This is a genomic window from Aeromicrobium sp. SP1 (assembly GCF_055663785.1).
In genome coordinates this window covers 2166597-2183314 of record NZ_JBQVVK010000001.1, presented here as the reverse complement: position 1 = coordinate 2183314, position 16718 = coordinate 2166597, and the positions used below count along the sequence as shown (strand labels likewise).

The window sequence follows — 16718 nt, the reverse complement described above, 5'->3', positions numbered from 1 at the left end:
ATGACGCTCAAACTGCATCACCTGCGTCCCGCCCCGGGAGCCAAGACCGCCAAGACCCGTGTGGGTCGCGGCGAGGGCTCCAAGGGCAAGACCGCCGGTCGTGGCACCAAGGGCACCAAGGCCCGCTACCAGGTGTCGGCCGGCTTCGAGGGTGGCCAGATCCCGCTGCACATGCGCCTGCCGAAGCTCAAGGGCTTCACGAACCCGTTCCGGGTCGAGTACCAGGTCGTCAACGTGGGCCGGATCGCCGAGCTCTTCGCCGAGGGTGGCGCCGTCGACACGGCCTCGCTCGTCGAGAAGGGCGCGGTCCGCAAGGGCCAGCCGGTCAAGGTGCTCGGCTCCGGTGACATCGACGTCGCGGTCCAGGTGACCGTCGACAAGGTGTCGGCCTCGGCCAAGACCAAGATCGAGGCCGCTGGCGGCTCGGTCACCGTCGCCTGACGGAACGCCATCACCACAGCGTGAGCGGGCGGGTTCTCCCCATGCGGAGAATCCGCCCGTTTCGCGCACTGTTACAGTCATACGGCGTCTGCCGTGAAGGGGAGGAAAACCCGTGCTCAGAGTCTTCGTGAACGCATTCAGGACACCTGATCTGCGTCGCAAGCTGCTCTTCGTGCTGGGGATCATCGTGCTCTTCCGGATGGGCTCGACGCTCCCGGCGCCCGGTGTGAACATGGCCAACGTGCGCGAGTGCGTGCAGGCGGCCTCCGGCGGCGAGAACGCCGGCCTGTTCGCCCTCATCAACGTCTTCTCCGGCGGTGCGCTGCTGCAGCTGACGGTGTTCGCGCTCGGCATCATGCCGTACATCACCGCGAGCATCATCCTGCAGCTGCTCGTCGTGGTGATCCCGCGACTGGAGGCCCTCAAGAAGGAGGGTCAGGCCGGTCAGACGAAGATCACCCAGTACACCCGCTACCTCACGGTCGGCCTCGCGATCCTGCAGGCCACCGGCATCGTGGCCCTGGCGCGCAGCGGCCAGCTGTTCGCCGGCGCGTGCAACCTCGACCTGCTGTACCACCCCGACAGCATCGCGTTCTTCCTGCTGATCGTCATCACGATGGTCGCCGGTACGACCGTCATCATGTGGCTCGGCGAGCTCATCACCGACCGCGGCGTCGGCAACGGCATGTCGATCCTGATCTTCACGCAGGTCGTCGCGACCTTCCCCGGCTCGATGTGGAACATCCGCCAGAGCCGCGGCTGGACCACCTTCGCGATCGTCGTGGCCGTCGGCCTCGCGGTCGTCGTGCTGGTCATCTTCATCGAGCAGGCCCAGCGCCGCATCCCGGTCCAGTACGCCAAGCGGATGGTCGGCCGACGGATGTTCGGCGGCTCGTCGACGTACATCCCGCTCAAGGTCAACCAGGCCGGCATCATCCCGGTCATCTTCGCCTCGAGCCTGCTGTACCTGCCGGCGCTGTACGTCAACTTCAACCCCGACTCGGGGATGGCGGACTGGATCAACGCCCACCTCGTCAAGGGCGACCACCCGTACTACATGATCCTGTTCTTCTCGCTGATCGTGTTCTTCACGTACTTCTACGTGTCGATCACCTTCAACCCCGAGGAGGTCGCCGACAACATGAAGAAGTACGGCGGCTTCATCCCGGGCATCAGGGCCGGCAAGCCGACCCAGGACTACCTCGCGTACGTGCTCTCGCGCATCACCGCACCCGGAGCCCTCTATCTTGGTCTCATCGCACTGATCCCGATGCTGGCGATCGCCCTCGTGGGCGCGAACCAGAACTTCCCGTTCGGCGGTACGACGATCCTCATCATCGTGGGCGTCGGCCTCGACACGGTGAAGCAGATCGAGAGCCAGTTGCAGCAGCGCAACTACGAAGGGTTCCTCAAGTAATGCGACTCCTCATCATGGGTCCGCCCGGTGCAGGCAAGGGCACGCAGGCCGTCGCCCTGGCCGCTCGCATCGACGGCGCGCACATCTCGACCGGCGACATCTTCCGCGCGAACGTGGCGCAGCAGACCGAGCTCGGCACGACGGCGCAGCGCTACATGGATGCGGGTGAGTACGTGCCCGACGAGGTCACCAACGCGATGGTGGCCGACCGGCTCGCCCAGGACGACGCGAAGGACTCCTTCCTGCTCGACGGCTACCCGCGCACGCTCGACCAGGTCGCGAAGCTCGACGAGATCCTGTCCGGCATCGGCAGCAAGCTCGACGGTGTCGTGGCGCTGACGGTCGACGAGGAGGAGCTGATCGGTCGGCTGCTCGAGCGGGCGAAGGTCAGTGGCCGCACAGACGACACCGAAGAGGTCATCCGGCACCGCCAGGACGTCTACAAGGCCGAGACGGCTCCGCTGCTCGCGGTCTACCGTGATCGCGGCCTCCTGATCGAGGTCGACGGCATGGGCACGCCCGACGAGGTCGGAGCCCGCATCATCGACGCCCTGCCCGCCTGAGCCGGCTGGAGGTCACCGATGTTCGGTGAGTCGATCGAGATCAAGACTCCGGAGCAGCTGGCGTCGATGCGCCAGGCCGGTCTGGTCGTCGGCCGCACCCTCGAGGTGCTGCGCGCGGCGGTCGCGCCGGGCGTCTCGACCGGCGACCTCGACGCGCTCGCCCGCGAGCGGCTCGCCGCCGAGGGTGCGACCTCGAACTTCCTGGGCTACCACGGCTTCACGGGCGTGATCTGCGCGTCGGTCAACGACGAGATCGTCCACGGCATCCCCGGCGGGCGCGTGCTGGCCGAGGGTGACCTGGTCTCCATCGACTTCGGCGCGGTCGTCGACGGCTGGCACGGCGATGCCGCGATCAGCGTCCCCGTCGGCGACATCGCGCCCGACGTGGCCGAGCTGAACCGGGTCACCGAGGAGTCGCTGTGGCGCGGGATCGCCGCCGCGCGACTCGGCGGCAGGATCGGCGACATCTCGCATGCGGTCGAGTCGTACGTGAAGTCCCAGGGTCGCTACGGGATCACGGAGGGCTTCACCGGTCACGGGATCGGGTCGCAGATGCACATGGCGCCCGACGTGCCGAACGCCGGACGCCGCGGCAAGGGCCCGAAGATCGCGCTGGGCATGGCGCTCGCCATCGAGCCGATGGTCACGCTCGGCACCTCGCGCGCCGAGATCCTCGAGGACGACTGGACCGCCGTCACGACCGACGGCACGTGGGCCGCCCACCACGAGCACACGATCACGGTCACCGACGAGGGCGTGTGGGTGCTGACGGCGATCGACGGTGGCGCCGCCCGCCTCGCCGCGCTCGGTGTGCCCTGCGCCGAACCGGCCTGACTCACTGCGGTACCCGTGGGCGCCGCGCGGCCCCGGATCGGCGCGCCGTGTGGTCCGTCGGAGGACACTGGGGACATGCGCGCGCTGCTCGTCGTCCTCGGGGTCCTGCTGGCGACCCTCGTCACCGGCTGCGCCGATCGGGGCGAGGAGCCGACCGCCTCGGCGTCCACGACGATCGACGCCGAGCCCAGTGGTGAGGTCGAGCCCTCCGAGCCCCACCCCTCGGTCGATCCGGCGCAGAAGAAGGCCGCGGAGAAGGCGCTGCGTGGCTACCTGCTCGCCGCCGACGCCGGCAACTGCGCGGCGGTCAAGCGCAGGGTCCTGCTTCCCGAGCAGGTCGAGTGCGGCGACGTGCACGCGGCCGAGGGTCAGTGGAGCGCCGGCGGCAACGACCTCGCCCTGGTGAGGATCGCGGCGGACGTCATCGACGACAGCGGGTTCGCCACGGTGACGTGGGCCGACGGCTCCGACGACACGTGGGACCTGCAGGAGGTCGACGGCGCGTGGCTCGTGGTCAACGTCGACGCCACCGACGACGCCTGATCGGATCGCGCCGACCGAGGGCCGCAGCTCAGCGGTGCAGTTCGGCGGTGCAGCACTTCACGCTGCCGCCGCCCTTGAGCAGCTCGGAGAGATCCACCGGGACCGGGACGTAGCCCCGCTCGTCGAGCGCTCTGGCGAGAGCCGAGGCCTGCCGCGGCAGGACGACGTTCCCGCCGTCGCTGACGAGGTTCAACCCGAAGGCGAGCGCATCGGCCTCGGCGCACTCCAGGGATCCGGGGAAGAGTCGCCGCAGCGTGCGCCGGCTCGCCGCGCTGAAGGCTCCCGGGAACCAGGCGATGTCGGCGGGGGAGTCGCCGGCGCCGTCGTCGAGCACCGCGAGTGCGACGTCGAGGTGGTAGAAGCGCGGATCCACGAGCTCGAGCGAGACCACCGGCCGCCGCAGGACGCGCGCGGCCTCCGCGTGGGCGTCGAGCGTGGTGCGGAACCCGGTGCCGGCGAGCACCGCGTCGGCGAGCACGAGGAAGTCGCCCTCGCCCTCGTTGACGTGCTCGGGACGGGTGACGGTGCGCCCGCCGGCCCGCAGGAAGTCGACGTGGGCGTGGGCCTCGGGCTGACGCTGGGGAAACGCGAACGCGGCGCCGTACGTGCGCGAGCCGACGGACACCGCACCGTTCGCGGCGAAGACCATGTCGGGCAGACCGGCGGCCGCGGGCAGCACGTCGACCCGGTGACCCAGACCGACGTAGACGTCGCGCAGCGACTCCCACTGGCGCACCGCGAGGGCCCGGTCGACCGGCGCCGTGGGATCCATCCACGGATTGATCGCATAGACGACGTCGAACTGCGTGGGCGGACACATCACGTAGTGGCGGGCGCGGGCGCGGCGGTGCACGACCGGAGCGACGGCGGTCAGTGTCGTGGCCATGGGTCTCCCTCCGCGGATGCAATGAATCGATGCTAGGGGCGCGCCACAAGGAACGCCGAATCCGAATGTTGACTTACGAAGATCGGTTTCTTGCGTTCTGAAGACGCCCAGACTTGGTATCTTGCGTGCATGGTGCTCGACGACATCGACCGTGGACTGCTGGAGGCCCTGACCGAGGACGGTCGGGCCAGTTACGCGACGCTCGGAGCGCGAGTGGGGCTCTCCGCGCCGGCCGTGAAGCGCCGGGTCGACCGTCTCGTCGACGAAGGCGTCATCAGCGGGTTCACGGTCGTGGTCGATCCGCACCACCGCGGCTGGACCACCGAGGCCTACGTGGAACTGCACTGTCAGGGCACGATCTCGCCCGACGTGCTGCGCGATGCGTTCCTCAAGGTGCCGCAGGTGCACGCCGCCGCGACGGTCTCGGGCGCGGCCGATGCGATCCTGCACCTCGTCGTCGAGGACGTGCGCGACCTCGAGCGAGCACTCGAGCGGCTGCGCATCGAGACCGACAGCGTGACCCGGACCGAGACCTCGATCGTGCTGTCGCGGCTCATCGACCGCCGCCGTGGCCTGAGCGTCTGAGCCGCCGGCCGGGCTCGCCGGCCGGCTGACAGGTGGGCCACAGGCCCGTCATGCGAGCCACCGAGACTGCGGCGACACCCTCGAGTCATGACGAGGCGGGTCCGTGGGGTGATGGCGGCGGCGAGGAGAATCGTGGTCGGTGGCGTCGCGATGTCAACCTCGATGGGCACCGCGGACGCGGACCCGGCCTCGTCGTCCACACGCCGGTCCGCGATCGAGACAGCCGCCGAGGCCGCCGTCGCCGCGATCGGCTGAGGCGGGCGGGGACGCCTGCGGCTACGGTGACCTCCATGACCCGCAACAGAGCCGCGACCGTCGGCGCCAGCCTGGTCGGGGCACTCGTCTTCGTGGAGTTCGTGAGCGGATTCCTGCAGGGGTACTACACGCCACTGGCCACCGACATCGCCCGCCACCTGTCGATCCACGATGCCGACGTCAACTGGTTCGAGGCGGCCCAGCTGCTGCTCTCGGCGCTGTGCGTGCCGCCGCTGGCGAAGCTCGGCGACCTGCTCGGGCACCAGCGCGTGCTCGTCTGGTCGGCCGTGCTGACCGCCGTCGCCACGTGGGGGATCGCGCTGTCGACGACCTTCACGACGTACCTCGTGTTCTGGGCGCTGCAGGGCGTCTTCACGGTGTGGCTGCCGCTCGAGGTCGCGCTCATCCACCGGCGCGCGCTCGGCCTGGAGAACCGCGCCGCCGCGACCCGCCGCGCGACCGGCATCATCGTGGCCGCGCTCGAGGCCGGGGCGATCGCCGGAGCCCTGTCGGCCGGTGCCGCCTCGGCCGCCTTCGACCCGTTGTGGCTCGTGCTCGCGGTGCCCGCGATCCTCACCACCGGCGTCGTGGTCGTCATCGTGCTGTTCGTGCCGGACCGCCACGAGCGGCAGGCGGGGAGCCTCGACGGCGCCGGCCTGCTGATGCTCAGTGCGAGCCTCGTGCTGGTCACGGGCGGACTGTCCCTCGTGCGGCTGGTCGGCGTGGGCTCGGCCTGGCCGTGGCTCGCGATCGTGCTCGGTGCCGCGCTCCTCGTCCCGTTCGCCAGGTACGAGCTGCGGACGCCCGACCCGATCATCGACCTGCGGGTCATGCGGCAGTCGTCCATGTGGCCCGTGCAGCTGACCGCGCTGCTGTTCGGCGTGAGCGTCCTCGGCGCGCAGATCCCGTTGTCGACCTTCGCCCAGACCGACCCCGACGAGCACGGCTTCGGCCTCGGCCTGGACGCGACGTCCGTGGCGCCCCTGATCGGCGGCTACGTCCTGTCGCTGCTCGTGGGCGCGCTGCTGTTCGCGCGGATCAGCCAGCGATTCAGTCCGCGCAACTGCCTCATCGGCGCGACCCTGCTGGTCGGCACCGGCTACGGCGCTCTCGTGGTCCTGCACCACTCCGTCGCGCAGATGGCGGTCTGCATGGTCGTCGCCGGACTCGGCTCCGGTGCGCTCGTCGCGGCGCTCCCGGCCGCCGCTGCCGCGGCGGCCCCCGAGGGCCGGACCGCCGTCGCGACCGGACTGACCAACACCACGAAGACGATCGGCGGCTCGTTCGCCTCGTGCGTCTTCGGGGTCGCGCTGGCGGCGGGCGCCACCCACGCCACGGCGGCCTCCCTCAGCGGCTACTACACCGTGTGGATCGTCTGCTCCGCCACGGCGTTCGTCGCCGCCGTCCTGCTGAACTTCGTGCCGCGGCTCGCGTTCGCCGACCCGGCCGGCCTCGAGGAGCTGACGGCATGACGACCGTGGCGGAACGACTCTCCGAGCTGATCGCGTGCCGGACCGTGTCGGCACCCGACGAGCGCGACGAGGCCGAGTTCGTGCGATTCCGCGAGACGTTCGCCCGGCTCTACCCGGGACTGCACGCCGAGCTGGAGCTGACCCGGTTCGAGGGTGGCTCGCTGCTGTTCCGCTGGCCCGGCCTGACCGCCGAGCGCCCCCTGGTCCTGATGGCCCACTACGACGTCGTCCCCGCGCCGGCCGAGCAGTGGGACCGCGATCCGTTCTCCGGCGAGATCGCCGACGGGTTCGTGCACGGTCGCGGAGCCCTCGACGACAAGGGCCCGCTGGTGTGCATCGCCGAGGCCGTCGAGTCGCTGCTCGCCGAGGGGTTCAGTCCCGCCCGTGACGTATGGCTGTCCTTCGGCGCCGACGAAGAGGTCTTCGGCCACGGGGCCGCGGAGGTCGTCGGTCACCTGCAGTCGCTCGAGGTGCGACCCTGGCTCGTCTCGGACGAGGGCGGGGCGATCGTCGACGACGCGCTGCCCGGCATCGACGGTCTGATGGCGATGGTCGCGATCGTCGAGAAGGGCACGACCGACGTGGGCCTGCTGGCCCGTGGCGGCGGCGGCCACGCGTCGACCCCGGCGAAGAACGGGGCCACGGCGCGGCTGGCCCGCGCGATCGTGCGGATCGAGGAGCATCCCGCGACGCCCCACCTGTCCGATCCCGTCCTGCAGATGCTGGACACGCTGGCCGACCTCGTGCCGCGACCCGTGGGAGCGGTCCTGCGCCGCGCCGGCCGCGCGAACCGTCCGGTCGCCGAGGTGCTGAGCCGGCTCGGCAAGGAGACCGCCGCCATGGTGCGCACGACCATGGCCGTCACCCAGGTCAGCGGCAGTCCGGCCCGCAACGTGCTGGCCACCGAGGCCCGGGCGAACGTCAACGTGCGCCTCGCGGTGGGGGACACCCGCGAGAAGCTGCGGGCCCGGTTGGAGCGGCTGTTGCGCGGACTCGACGTCGAGATCGAGCGGATCGACGGCGAGGACCCGCCGCCGGTCTCGCGCACGGACAACGACGCGTGGGCGGCGCTCGGCGCCGCGATCGCCGCGCTGGACCCGGCGATCCGGGTGGTCCCGTACGTCCAGACCGGCGGAACCGACTCACGCCACTTCACCCGGATCAGCGATTCGGTGTACCGGTTCGCGCCACTGCGGATGACCCGCGCCCAGCGCGACTCGATCCACGCGCCGAACGAGAAGGTCGGCGTCGACACGCTCGCCCGCGGCAGCGCGTTCCACCGTGCCCTCATCACCGGACTGGGCCGGACCTGACCGCGGTACCAGCCCGATTTGAGTCCGTACCCCTCATCGGCGTAGACTTGTGTGTCGGCCTTGTCAGGTCCGTATCCCCATGCCCATCGGGACCCGTGAGAACGGGCGGGGACACGTGCGTGCGGGGTCGAGTAGTCGAGACGAAGAAGTTGAGGAGTATGGCGAAAAAAGAAGGCGTCATCGAGATGGAGGGCGCGGTCGTCGAGGCCCTGCCCAACGCGATGTTCCGCGTGGAGCTGGCCAACGGCCACAAGGTCCTCGCGCACATCAGCGGCAAGATGCGTCAGCACTACATCCGAATCCTCCCCGAGGACCGGGTCGTGGTGGAACTCTCGCCCTACGACCTCAGTCGCGGACGGATCGTCTACCGCTACAAGTGAGCGATCACCGGTAGCAACCCACAACTCAATACACCACACGTTCAGTTCGTACCGAAGAGAGTTTCTCTGATGAAGGTCAACCCGAGCGTGAAGAAGATCTGTGACAAGTGCAAGGTGATCCGTCGCCACGGCCGCGTCATGGTGATCTGCGAGAACCCGCGCCACAAGCAGCGCCAGGGCTGATTCCAGAACTTCTTCACCGCAGCACCCTGAACACCTGACGGCTCGCTCCCCTCGCGGGGAGCGCTACCTCCGGCGCAGAGGCCGGAGCTCGATCGAGGCGATCGAGACGCCCCAGGTGACGACACCTCTGCTGAACCGAAAGGAACTGCCAGCACATGGCACGCCTCGTCGGAGTGGATCTCCCGCGCGAAAAGCGCATCGAGATCGCACTCACGTACATTTTCGGGATCGGCCGCACGCGTGCGGTCGACACCCTCGCCGCCACCGGCATCGACCCCAACACCCGCGTCCACGAGTTGAACGACGACCAGCTCGTCGCTCTGCGTGACCACATCGAGGCGAACTACCAGGTCGAGGGTGACCTGCGCCGCGAGGTCACCGCGGACATCCGCCGCAAGATGGAGATCGGCTCCTACCAGGGCCGCCGTCACCGTGCGCACCTGCCCGTCCGTGGGCAGCGCACCAAGACCAACGCGCGTACCCGCAAGGGTCCCAAGCGCACCGTGGCCGGAAAGAAGAAGTGAGGTAGCCGATGCCCCCCAAGAACTCCGGCGCCAAGAAGGTGCGCCGCAAGGAAAAGAAGAACGTCGCTCAGGGCGAGGCCCACATCAAGAGCACGTTCAACAACACGCACGTGACGATCACCGACCCCAGTGGTGCTGTGATCGCGTGGGCCTCCGGCGGAACCGTCGGCTTCAAGGGCTCGCGCAAGTCGACGCCGTACGCCGCCGGCATGGCCGCCGAGGCTGCCGGCCGTCAGGCGATGGAGCACGGCATGAAGAAGGTCGACGTCTTCGTCAAGGGTCCGGGTTCGGGCCGCGAGACGGCGATCCGGTCGCTCAGCGGTATCGGCCTCGAGGTCGGCACCATCTCCGACGTGACCCCCAGCCCCCACAACGGCTGCCGTCCGCCCAAGCACCGTCGTCTCTGACGTTCGCGATCGACTTTCAGGAGTAATACACCATGGCCCGTTACACCGGACCCCTCACGAAGAAGTCGCGCCGTCTCGGCGTCGACCTCGTTGGTGGGGACAAGGCCTTCGAGCGTCGTCCGTACGCGCCCGGCCAGCATGGCCGCGCCCGCGTCAAGGAGTCGGAGTACCGCACCCAGCTGCAGGAGAAGCAGAAGGCGCGTTACACCTACGGCGTTCTGGAGAAGCAGTTCCGCAAGTACTACGAGACCGCGTCGCGTCGTCCCGGCAAGACCGGTGACAACCTGTTGAGCCTGCTCGAGAGCCGCCTCGACAACGTCGTCTACCGTGCCGGCCTCGCCCGCACCCGCCGTCACGCCCGCCAGCTGGTGACCCACGGTCACTTCCTGGTCAACGGCGTGAAGACGAACATCCCCTCGTTCCAGGTCAGCAAGCACGACATCATCGACGTCAAGGCCAAGAGCCTGGACACGACGCCGTTCATCGTCGCGCGTGAGACCCACGACCAGGACGTCGTCCCCGGCTGGCTCGACGTCTCGCCCGACCGTGGCCGCATCCTGGTGCACCAGCGCCCGGTCCGCGAGCAGATCGTCGTGCCGATCCAGGAACAGCTCATCGTCGAGTACTACTCGAAGATCTGATTCCTTCTTCACATCCCACAACCCGGCCCTCAAATAGCGGGGGGTCCGGAAAGGAAGAACCATGCTGATCGCCCAGCGCCCCGTCCTGTCCGAAGAGGTCGTCGACGAGTTCCGTTCGCGGTTCGTCATCGAGCCCCTCGAGCCGGGCTTCGGCTACACCCTCGGCAACTCGCTGCGTCGTACGCTGCTGTCGTCGATCCCGGGTGCGGCCGTCACCTCGATCAAGATCGACGGTGTCCTCCACGAGTTCTCGACCGTCGAGGGCGTCACCGAGGACGTCACCGAGATCATCCTCAACCTGAAGAACCTCGTGGTCTCGTCGACCATCGACGAGCCCGTCGTCATGTACCTGCGTGCCGAGAGTGGCGGTGACGTCACCGCCGCCGCGATCACGCCCCCGGCCGGCGTCGAGGTCCACAACCCGGACCTGCACATCGCGACGCTCAACGACAAGGGTCGTCTCGAGATCGAGCTGGTCGTCGAGCGTGGCCGCGGCTACGTCTCGGCCGTCCAGAACAAGACCGGCGACGAGGAGATCGGCCGCATGCCGATCGACTCGATCTACAGCCCGGTCCTGAAGGTCACGTACAAGGTCGAGGCCACCCGAGTCGAGCAGCGCACCGACTTCGACAAGCTGATCATCGACGTCGAGACCAAGTCGTCGATCCTGCCGCGCGACGCGATCGCGTCGGCCGGGTCCACCCTGGTCGAGCTGTTCGGTCTGGCTCGCGAGCTGAACGTCGAGGCCGAGGGCATCGACATCGGCCCGTCGCCGGTCGACGAGCAGCTGGCCGCCGACCTGGCGCTGGCGATCGAGGACCTCGACTTCACCGTCCGTTCGTACAACTGCCTCAAGCGCGAGGGCATCCACACCGTGGGTGAGCTCATCACGCGCAGCGAGCAGGACCTGCTGGACATCCGGAACTTCGGTTCGAAGTCGATCGACGAGGTCAAGGCCAAGCTCGCCGAGCTGGGCCTGGCGCTCAAGGACAGCCCGTCCGGCTTCGACCCGTCCGCGGTCATCGACAGCTTCGACGACGACACCTCTTACGCCGAGGACGAGCAGTACTGAGCTGCTCAACTCACTGATTCAGGAGTAGAAACATGCCCACCCCCACCAAGGGTCCTCGCCTCGGCGGCAGCCCGGCCCACCAGCGTCTGATCCTGGCGAACCTGGCGCAGAGCCTGTTCGAGCACGGACGGATCACGACGACCGAGGCCAAGGCCAAGCGTCTGCGTCCGTACGCCGAGCACCTCATCACGAAGGCCAAGACCGACACGGTGGCCAACCGCCGCCAGGTCGTCAAGGTCATCCGCGACAAGAGCATCCTGCACACGCTGTTCACCGAGATCGGCCCGGCCATGGCCACCCGTCCCGGCGGCTACACGCGCATCACGAAGATCGGTCCGCGCAAGGGCGACAACGCCCCCATGGCCGTCATCGAGATCGTCGAGTCCAAGACGTTCGAGCCCAAGGCCGCCGCGCCCCAGGCTGAGAAGGTCGAGGCCCCGGTCGTCGAGGAGGCTCCCGTGGAGGAGACCTCGACCGACGAGGTCGCCGTCGACGAGGCCACCGAGGCTCCGGCCGACGAGGTCACCGAGGCTGCTGCGGAGGCTCCCGCCGAGCCCGCCGCCGTGGCCGACGAGACCAAGTAACAGTGTCGTTCGTGGCGTCCGTCCCTTTCGGGGCGGGCGCCTCGACGTCTGTCCCGCCGTGTTCGAGGCGGGATATGCTCAGCACGCCGATCATGCCTCGGGGAGGGGCCCACATGCCGCATCGTTCGCGCCGCCGACTGCGGTCCGCCGTCCTCGCGCTGCTGACCTGTGTGACCCTGACGGTCGGGACGGTCTCGGCCGTCGCCGCCGACCCGGAGGCGTCCCTCGCGGGACCCGACCTCAACACCGACGACGCGGCGGTTCCGGCGCTGGGCCTGATCGTGCGGCTCGATGACGCCGATGCCGATCTGGCCGACCTGGCCGAGCAGGCCGAGGCCGAGCTACCCGGGGACGTGACGGTCGCCGCGACCTCGACCGGCCCCGGCGGGCTCGGACTGCTGGCCTTCGACGAGCAGGTCGACGCCGCCGACCTCGGCGATGCGATCGACGAGCTGGAGTCCGATCCGGCGGTCGACTGGGCGGTGCCCAACGGCCGGCGCTTCCCGTCGGGCACCGCGAACGACCCGTTCTACGTCGACACGACGCACGACTACCAGTGGAGCATCAAGAGCTACGGGTGGGGCGTGCGGGCGGACTCCGCGTGGGACGTCACGGCCGGCTCGCCGTCGGTCCGGGTCGCGGTCGTCGACACCGGCGTGCTCACGCAGCACCCCGACCTGGTCGGGCAGACCGTCTCGGGTCGCGACTTCGTCGACGACGAGTACCGCTGCCTCAACTCGTCCTGCAGCAAGGTCAAGTACCGCAAGTCCTTCGTCAACGCGAACGACCGCAACAGTTGGGACACGAATCCCTCCGACCCGGGTGACTGGCGCGGCAGCAGGACGTGCGACGCCCTCACCGCCAAGGCCAGCTCGTGGCACGGCACGCACGTCGCCGGCATCATCGGGGCGCGGCGCAACAACCACCTCGGCATCGCCGGCATCGCTCCCGGTCTGAAGGTCCAGCCCGTGCGCGCCATGGGCCGGTGCGGCGGGTCGGACTGGGACATCGCGATGGGCGTGCTGTGGGCCGCGGGCGTCAACGTCAAGAAGTACGACAAGCGGCACAAGTCCGTCGCGGTGAACAGGACCCCGGCCCAGGTCGTCAACCTGTCCCTGGGCGCGTACGAGCCGAGCCTGCGGGCAGCACGGAAGGCCTGCCGGTTCTACTCCTCGATCGCGAAGGTGGCTCGGGCGCGCGGCGTCACGCTCGTCGCCGCGGCCGGGAACCAGGGCGACGACCACCGGCTCAACGTGCCGTCCTCGTGCTCGGGCTACGTCGCGGTGGCCGCGACCACGCGCAGCGGTACGCACTCGTTCTTCTCGAACTCCGGAGCAGGGATCGACCTCGCGGCGCCCGGCGGCGACGGGGGCATCCCCGACGAGGGCGACATCGCCTCGACCTGGCACACGTCGCCGAGCGCGCCGTCGCAGGGCAGCTACGCCTTCGGCGTCATGGCCGGCACCAGCATGGCCGCCCCGGCCGTCTCGGCGGTCGCCGGCCTGGCGTACTCGGTGGGCATCCGGAACCCGGTCGTCGTCGAGCGGGTGCTGAAGGCGACGGCGATCAGGAGCAGCTGCTCGACCGCGAACTGCGGAGCCGGGATCGTCAACGCCCAAGGCGTCGTGACGGCGGCGGCGCCCACGAGCGGCCCCGGACTCGGCGGGACACCGCGGCCCGGCGGCACGCTCACCGCGACGACGGGCACGTGGCGCAACGCGCCGGCGGGCGTCCGGCTGACCTGGTTCCGGGGATCGACGGTCGTCCGCACGGGCGCGACCTATCCGGTCACCGTCGCAGATCTGGGTCGCACGATCTCGGTTCGCGCCACCGCGATCGGCGGCCCCGCGGCGATCTACGCCTCGGCCGAGACCGTCGCGAAGGCGAAGTCGGCGGTCCGGTTCACGATCCCGAAGAGGTTCAAGGCCTCGACCCGGGTCAAGGTCAGGATCAAGGTCACGGCGCCGTACGTGCGACCGACCGGGACCGTCCGGGTCTACGACGGCAGGAAGCGCATCGCGACCAAGAAGATCACGAGCACGAGTGGCGTCGTGCGGGTCACGCTGCCGAAGCTCAAGCGTCACGGCAAGCACCGCATTCGGGTCGTCTACTCCGGCAGTGCCAAGCTGACGTCCGCGAAGAGCGCGAGCACGGTCGTGCGCGTGCGCTGAGCGGTCACCGCGCATCGGGCCTTCGCGACCCCCTGAGGGCCGTATCATTCGGGCAACCGTCATCTCCAGGACGGCGACCCCCGGATCCAGGAGCCCACGTGCGCCCCAGCCTCGTCCTCGCCACCCTCACCGCCGTCCTCGCGACCACGGGCCTGTCCGCCGTCGCCGTGGCCGCGCCCGCAGAGTCCTCGTCGCCCGTGGCAGCCCCCGAGACGAGCGGCACCGCCGCCCACCCCCGGGTCGCTCGCGGCATCATCGTGAAGGCCAAGACCTCGTCGGCAGCCCGCCGCCAGTCGATTGCCCGCACCGCCTCGGCCGAACTGCCCGGCGACACGGCCGTCGCCTCGACGACGGCAGCCCCGGCAGGACTGACCGTCATCTCCCTCGACGCCGTGCTCCCGGCAGCAGATCTCGGGACGACCCTGGCGCAGATCCAGGCCCGGCCGGACGTCGAATGGGCGATCCCGGACACGCTCCGGTACGCGCAGTCCGTACCTCCGGTCACGGTCGACGATCCGTACTACACGACGCAGGGAAACCTGTGGGACACCCGAAGCAGCATCGAGGGGGTGGCGACCGACGGGGGATTCACGACGAAGGCGCCTGCGCTCTGGCGTGCGACGAAGGGCAGCTCGTCCGTGGTGGTGGCGGTGATCGACACGGGCATCACGAGTCACCCCGACCTGGCGGGTCAGACCGTCGCCGGCTTCGACTTCGTCGACGACGAGTACACGTGCGGCGTCACGCCGAGCTGCTTCTACGACGGCACGTACATCAACGCCGGCGATGGCAGTGGCTGGGACAGCAATCCCGCCGACCCGGGCGACTGGCGAACGCTGGACATCGCCAACGCGTGCTTCCCCGACGCCACGAATCCCGAGACCCTCGTCCAGGACAGCTCGTGGCACGGCACCCACGTGGCCGGAACGGTCGCGGCGAAGGCGAACAATGCGACCGGAGTCGCGGGCGTGGCCCCCGGCGTCAAGGTCCAACCGGTGCGGGTCCTGGGCCACTGCGGTGGTTGGGACTCGGACATCTACTACGGCATCCGTTGGGCGGCCGGCGACGACCTGCGGCGGTACGGCGTTCCGCTGAACAGGACGCCCGCCAAGGTCATCAACCTCTCGCTGGGTGGTGAATACGGGGAGAACGAGGACGTCGACCACAACGGCGTGCTCGATCGCAACGAGGCGTGCACCCTCTACTCCGACGCGGCGTCCTTCGCGAACTCCCGTGGAGCGACCGTCATCGCGGCAGCAGGCAACGCCTCGGCCGTGGAGGTCTTCCCGTTGCAGCAGAGCGTGCCGGCCAGCTGCAATCGATTCGTCAGTGTGACCGCCACGAGCGACACCGGTCACCGGGCCTGGTACTCGACGGCGGGCACCGGCGCCGACATCTCGGCGCCGGGCGGTGATCCGTACACCGGTTCCTACGATCCTGAGCGGGCCATCCTGTCGACGCTCAACAGCGGCACCACGGTTCCCGAGACCCCCGTTTACGCCCGCTACGAGGGCACCAGCATGGCGTCCCCGGCGGTCGCGGCGGGCGCAGCGCTGCTGTACTCGCTCGGCTTCACCAGCCCGGCCACGGTGGAGGCCAAGCTCAAGGCGTCGGTGCAGCCGTACTCCTCGGTGGCCTACGGCGCGACCGACGTCTTCTGGTCGGGTGGATTCGCGTTCACGACGTCGAACGACTCGCCCCTGAACTGCAAGACCGGGTTGTCGCCGAGTGTCGCGTGCGGTGCGGGCATCCTCGACCTGTCCAAGGTGACGGCTCCGCTCGGCGGACCCCAGGTGGTCGCGGGGGTGCGGGTGCCGGGCAGAGGCCTGACCGCGACGTCACGCGGCCTGACCAATGGCGCAGGCGCCTCGAGCGTGACGTGGTGGCGCGGATCGACGAAGGTCTCGTCGGCTGGGTCCTACCGGATCACGGCAGCCGACCTCGGCCGGACCCTGGTCGCTCGGGACACGATCGCGTCGGGAACCTACGCCGGCGCCTACCTGGGAACGTCCGTCGCGGTGCCCCAGGCCAGGTCGTCGGTGAAGTACTCGGTGCCGTCGAAGGTCAAGAAGTCGCAGCGGGCGAAGCTCAAGGTCACGGTCTCCGCGCCGTACGCCCGCCCGACCGGCACGATCCGTGTCTACGACGGCAAGCGCAGGATCGCGACGAAGACGCTGTCGACCTCGGCCAAGGGCAAGGTGACGATCACGCTGCCCAAGCTCAAGAAGGGCACGCACCGGATCAAGGTCGTCTACTCCGGCAGCACCCAGTTCACCGCCGCGACCAGCAAGGTCAAGAAGGTCACGTCGCGCTGAGCCGGTGGGCGGTGAGTGGCGAACCTCTGGGCTCGCTTAGAGGTACCTGAGGCACCGCTCCGCCGGGCGGTCCCGTCGGGGCGGTGAGTGGCGTACCGCTGAACCCGCTTAGAGGTACCTGAGGCACCGCTC

At 69.4% G+C, this 16718-nt stretch carries 19 protein-coding genes; 18 read left to right on the top strand and 1 reads right to left on the bottom strand.

Going from position 1 to position 16718, the window contains the following annotated elements; translation table 11 throughout:
* The 5 genes from rplO to ACT26F_RS10720 all read left to right on the top strand — a co-directional run bounded on the left by rplO (window position 1) and on the right by ACT26F_RS10720 (window position 3798).
* Window positions 1-441, top strand: a complete 441-nt coding sequence (rplO, locus tag ACT26F_RS10740; protein ID WP_471670525.1) for a 50S ribosomal protein L15 — start codon at window positions 1-3, stop codon at window positions 439-441.
* A gap of 112 nt (window positions 442-553) precedes the next feature.
* Window positions 554-1858: a preprotein translocase subunit SecY gene (gene secY / locus ACT26F_RS10735; RefSeq protein ID WP_471670524.1), complete on the top strand. Its 1305-nt coding sequence runs from the start codon at window positions 554-556 to the stop codon at window positions 1856-1858.
* Window positions 1858-2421, top strand: a complete 564-nt coding sequence (locus tag ACT26F_RS10730) for an adenylate kinase (RefSeq protein ID WP_471670523.1) — start codon at window positions 1858-1860, stop codon at window positions 2419-2421. Before secY ends, ACT26F_RS10730 begins: the two co-directional genes overlap by 1 nt.
* Before the next feature lie 18 nt (window positions 2422-2439).
* Window positions 2440-3255 (top strand): type I methionyl aminopeptidase, encoded by an 816-nt coding sequence (gene map, locus ACT26F_RS10725; protein WP_471670522.1) that lies wholly within the window; start codon window positions 2440-2442, stop codon window positions 3253-3255.
* Between the two features lie 75 nt (window positions 3256-3330).
* Window positions 3331-3798: a hypothetical protein gene (locus tag ACT26F_RS10720; RefSeq protein ID WP_471670521.1), complete on the top strand. Its 468-nt coding sequence runs from the start codon at window positions 3331-3333 to the stop codon at window positions 3796-3798.
* A gap of 28 nt (window positions 3799-3826) precedes the next feature.
* Here ACT26F_RS10720 and ddaH read toward each other — a convergent pair whose 3' ends face one another.
* Window positions 3827-4684: a dimethylargininase gene (ddaH, locus tag ACT26F_RS10715; RefSeq protein WP_471670520.1), complete on the bottom strand. Its 858-nt coding sequence runs from the start codon at window positions 4682-4684 to the stop codon at window positions 3827-3829.
* 129 nt (window positions 4685-4813) lie between these two features.
* Here ddaH and ACT26F_RS10710 point away from each other — a divergent pair, with 129 nt between their 5' ends.
* The 13 genes from ACT26F_RS10710 (at window position 4814) to ACT26F_RS10650 (ending at window position 16586) form a co-directional block, all read left to right on the top strand.
* Complete coding sequence (locus ACT26F_RS10710; protein WP_471670519.1) at window positions 4814-5269, top strand: Lrp/AsnC family transcriptional regulator; 456 nt, start codon at window positions 4814-4816, stop codon at window positions 5267-5269.
* An 87-nt stretch (window positions 5270-5356) separates the two neighbouring features.
* A complete protein-coding gene (locus tag ACT26F_RS10705; protein ID WP_471670518.1) occupies window positions 5357-5524 on the top strand; it encodes a hypothetical protein in 168 nt (55 codons plus the stop codon).
* Between the two features lie 35 nt (window positions 5525-5559).
* The gene (locus tag ACT26F_RS10700; protein WP_471670517.1) at window positions 5560-6996 is read left to right on the top strand and encodes an MFS transporter; all 1437 of its coding nucleotides are present in this window, start codon (window positions 5560-5562) and stop codon (window positions 6994-6996) included.
* Window positions 6993-8309 (top strand): M20/M25/M40 family metallo-hydrolase, encoded by a 1317-nt coding sequence (locus tag ACT26F_RS10695; protein ID WP_471670516.1) that lies wholly within the window; start codon window positions 6993-6995, stop codon window positions 8307-8309. Before ACT26F_RS10700 ends, ACT26F_RS10695 begins: the two co-directional genes overlap by 4 nt.
* Before the next feature lie 158 nt (window positions 8310-8467).
* On the top strand, window positions 8468-8689 hold the full coding sequence (gene infA / locus ACT26F_RS10690; protein ID WP_007078610.1) for a translation initiation factor IF-1: 222 nt from the start codon (window positions 8468-8470) through the stop codon (window positions 8687-8689).
* A gap of 69 nt (window positions 8690-8758) precedes the next feature.
* On the top strand, window positions 8759-8872 hold the full coding sequence (gene rpmJ / locus ACT26F_RS10685) for a 50S ribosomal protein L36 (RefSeq protein WP_008361054.1): 114 nt from the start codon (window positions 8759-8761) through the stop codon (window positions 8870-8872).
* Between the two features lie 155 nt (window positions 8873-9027).
* The gene (rpsM, locus tag ACT26F_RS10680) at window positions 9028-9396 is read left to right on the top strand and encodes a 30S ribosomal protein S13 (protein WP_471670515.1); all 369 of its coding nucleotides are present in this window, start codon (window positions 9028-9030) and stop codon (window positions 9394-9396) included.
* An 8-nt stretch (window positions 9397-9404) separates the two neighbouring features.
* Window positions 9405-9803 carry a 30S ribosomal protein S11 gene (gene rpsK / locus ACT26F_RS10675; protein ID WP_471670514.1) on the top strand — a complete coding sequence of 133 codons (399 nt, stop codon included), beginning with the start codon at window positions 9405-9407 and terminating at the stop codon, window positions 9801-9803.
* 32 nt (window positions 9804-9835) lie between these two features.
* On the top strand, window positions 9836-10444 hold the full coding sequence (gene rpsD, locus ACT26F_RS10670; protein WP_471670513.1) for a 30S ribosomal protein S4: 609 nt from the start codon (window positions 9836-9838) through the stop codon (window positions 10442-10444).
* Between the two features lie 61 nt (window positions 10445-10505).
* Window positions 10506-11516: a DNA-directed RNA polymerase subunit alpha gene (locus tag ACT26F_RS10665; protein WP_471670512.1), complete on the top strand. Its 1011-nt coding sequence runs from the start codon at window positions 10506-10508 to the stop codon at window positions 11514-11516.
* A 32-nt stretch (window positions 11517-11548) separates the two neighbouring features.
* The gene (gene rplQ / locus ACT26F_RS10660) at window positions 11549-12100 is read left to right on the top strand and encodes a 50S ribosomal protein L17 (RefSeq protein WP_471670510.1); all 552 of its coding nucleotides are present in this window, start codon (window positions 11549-11551) and stop codon (window positions 12098-12100) included.
* Window positions 12101-12213: 113 nt separating this feature from the next.
* Complete coding sequence (locus tag ACT26F_RS10655; protein WP_471670509.1) at window positions 12214-14271, top strand: S8 family serine peptidase; 2058 nt, start codon at window positions 12214-12216, stop codon at window positions 14269-14271.
* Window positions 14272-14369: 98 nt separating this feature from the next.
* Complete coding sequence (locus ACT26F_RS10650) at window positions 14370-16586, top strand: S8 family serine peptidase (protein WP_471670508.1); 2217 nt, start codon at window positions 14370-14372, stop codon at window positions 16584-16586.
* Window positions 16587-16718 lie beyond the last annotated feature (132 nt).

What these genes read in the sequence shown, in the direction of transcription:
- rpsD (WP_471670513.1), top strand. Translation starts at nt 9,836, where the DNA reads ATGGCCCGTTACACCGGACCCCTCACGAAGAAGTCGCGCCGTCTCGGC.
- ACT26F_RS10705 (WP_471670518.1), top strand. Translation starts at nt 5,357, where the DNA reads ATGACGAGGCGGGTCCGTGGGGTGATGGCGGCGGCGAGGAGAATCGTG.
- ACT26F_RS10700 (WP_471670517.1), top strand. Translation starts at nt 5,560, where the DNA reads ATGACCCGCAACAGAGCCGCGACCGTCGGCGCCAGCCTGGTCGGGGCA.
- ACT26F_RS10710 (WP_471670519.1), top strand. Translation starts at nt 4,814, where the DNA reads ATGGTGCTCGACGACATCGACCGTGGACTGCTGGAGGCCCTGACCGAG.
- map (WP_471670522.1), top strand. Translation starts at nt 2,440, where the DNA reads ATGTTCGGTGAGTCGATCGAGATCAAGACTCCGGAGCAGCTGGCGTCG.
- ACT26F_RS10655 (WP_471670509.1), top strand. Translation starts at nt 12,214, where the DNA reads ATGCCGCATCGTTCGCGCCGCCGACTGCGGTCCGCCGTCCTCGCGCTG.
- rplO (WP_471670525.1), top strand. Translation starts at nt 1, where the DNA reads ATGACGCTCAAACTGCATCACCTGCGTCCCGCCCCGGGAGCCAAGACC.
- rpmJ (WP_008361054.1), top strand. Translation starts at nt 8,759, where the DNA reads ATGAAGGTCAACCCGAGCGTGAAGAAGATCTGTGACAAGTGCAAGGTG.
- ACT26F_RS10665 (WP_471670512.1), top strand. Translation starts at nt 10,506, where the DNA reads ATGCTGATCGCCCAGCGCCCCGTCCTGTCCGAAGAGGTCGTCGACGAG.
- rplQ (WP_471670510.1), top strand. Translation starts at nt 11,549, where the DNA reads ATGCCCACCCCCACCAAGGGTCCTCGCCTCGGCGGCAGCCCGGCCCAC.
- ACT26F_RS10695 (WP_471670516.1), top strand. Translation starts at nt 6,993, where the DNA reads ATGACGACCGTGGCGGAACGACTCTCCGAGCTGATCGCGTGCCGGACC.
- ddaH (WP_471670520.1), bottom strand. Translation starts at nt 4,684, where the DNA reads ATGGCCACGACACTGACCGCCGTCGCTCCGGTCGTGCACCGCCGCGCC.
- rpsK (WP_471670514.1), top strand. Translation starts at nt 9,405, where the DNA reads ATGCCCCCCAAGAACTCCGGCGCCAAGAAGGTGCGCCGCAAGGAAAAG.
- rpsM (WP_471670515.1), top strand. Translation starts at nt 9,028, where the DNA reads ATGGCACGCCTCGTCGGAGTGGATCTCCCGCGCGAAAAGCGCATCGAG.
- ACT26F_RS10720 (WP_471670521.1), top strand. Translation starts at nt 3,331, where the DNA reads ATGCGCGCGCTGCTCGTCGTCCTCGGGGTCCTGCTGGCGACCCTCGTC.
- ACT26F_RS10730 (WP_471670523.1), top strand. Translation starts at nt 1,858, where the DNA reads ATGCGACTCCTCATCATGGGTCCGCCCGGTGCAGGCAAGGGCACGCAG.
- infA (WP_007078610.1), top strand. Translation starts at nt 8,468, where the DNA reads ATGGCGAAAAAAGAAGGCGTCATCGAGATGGAGGGCGCGGTCGTCGAG.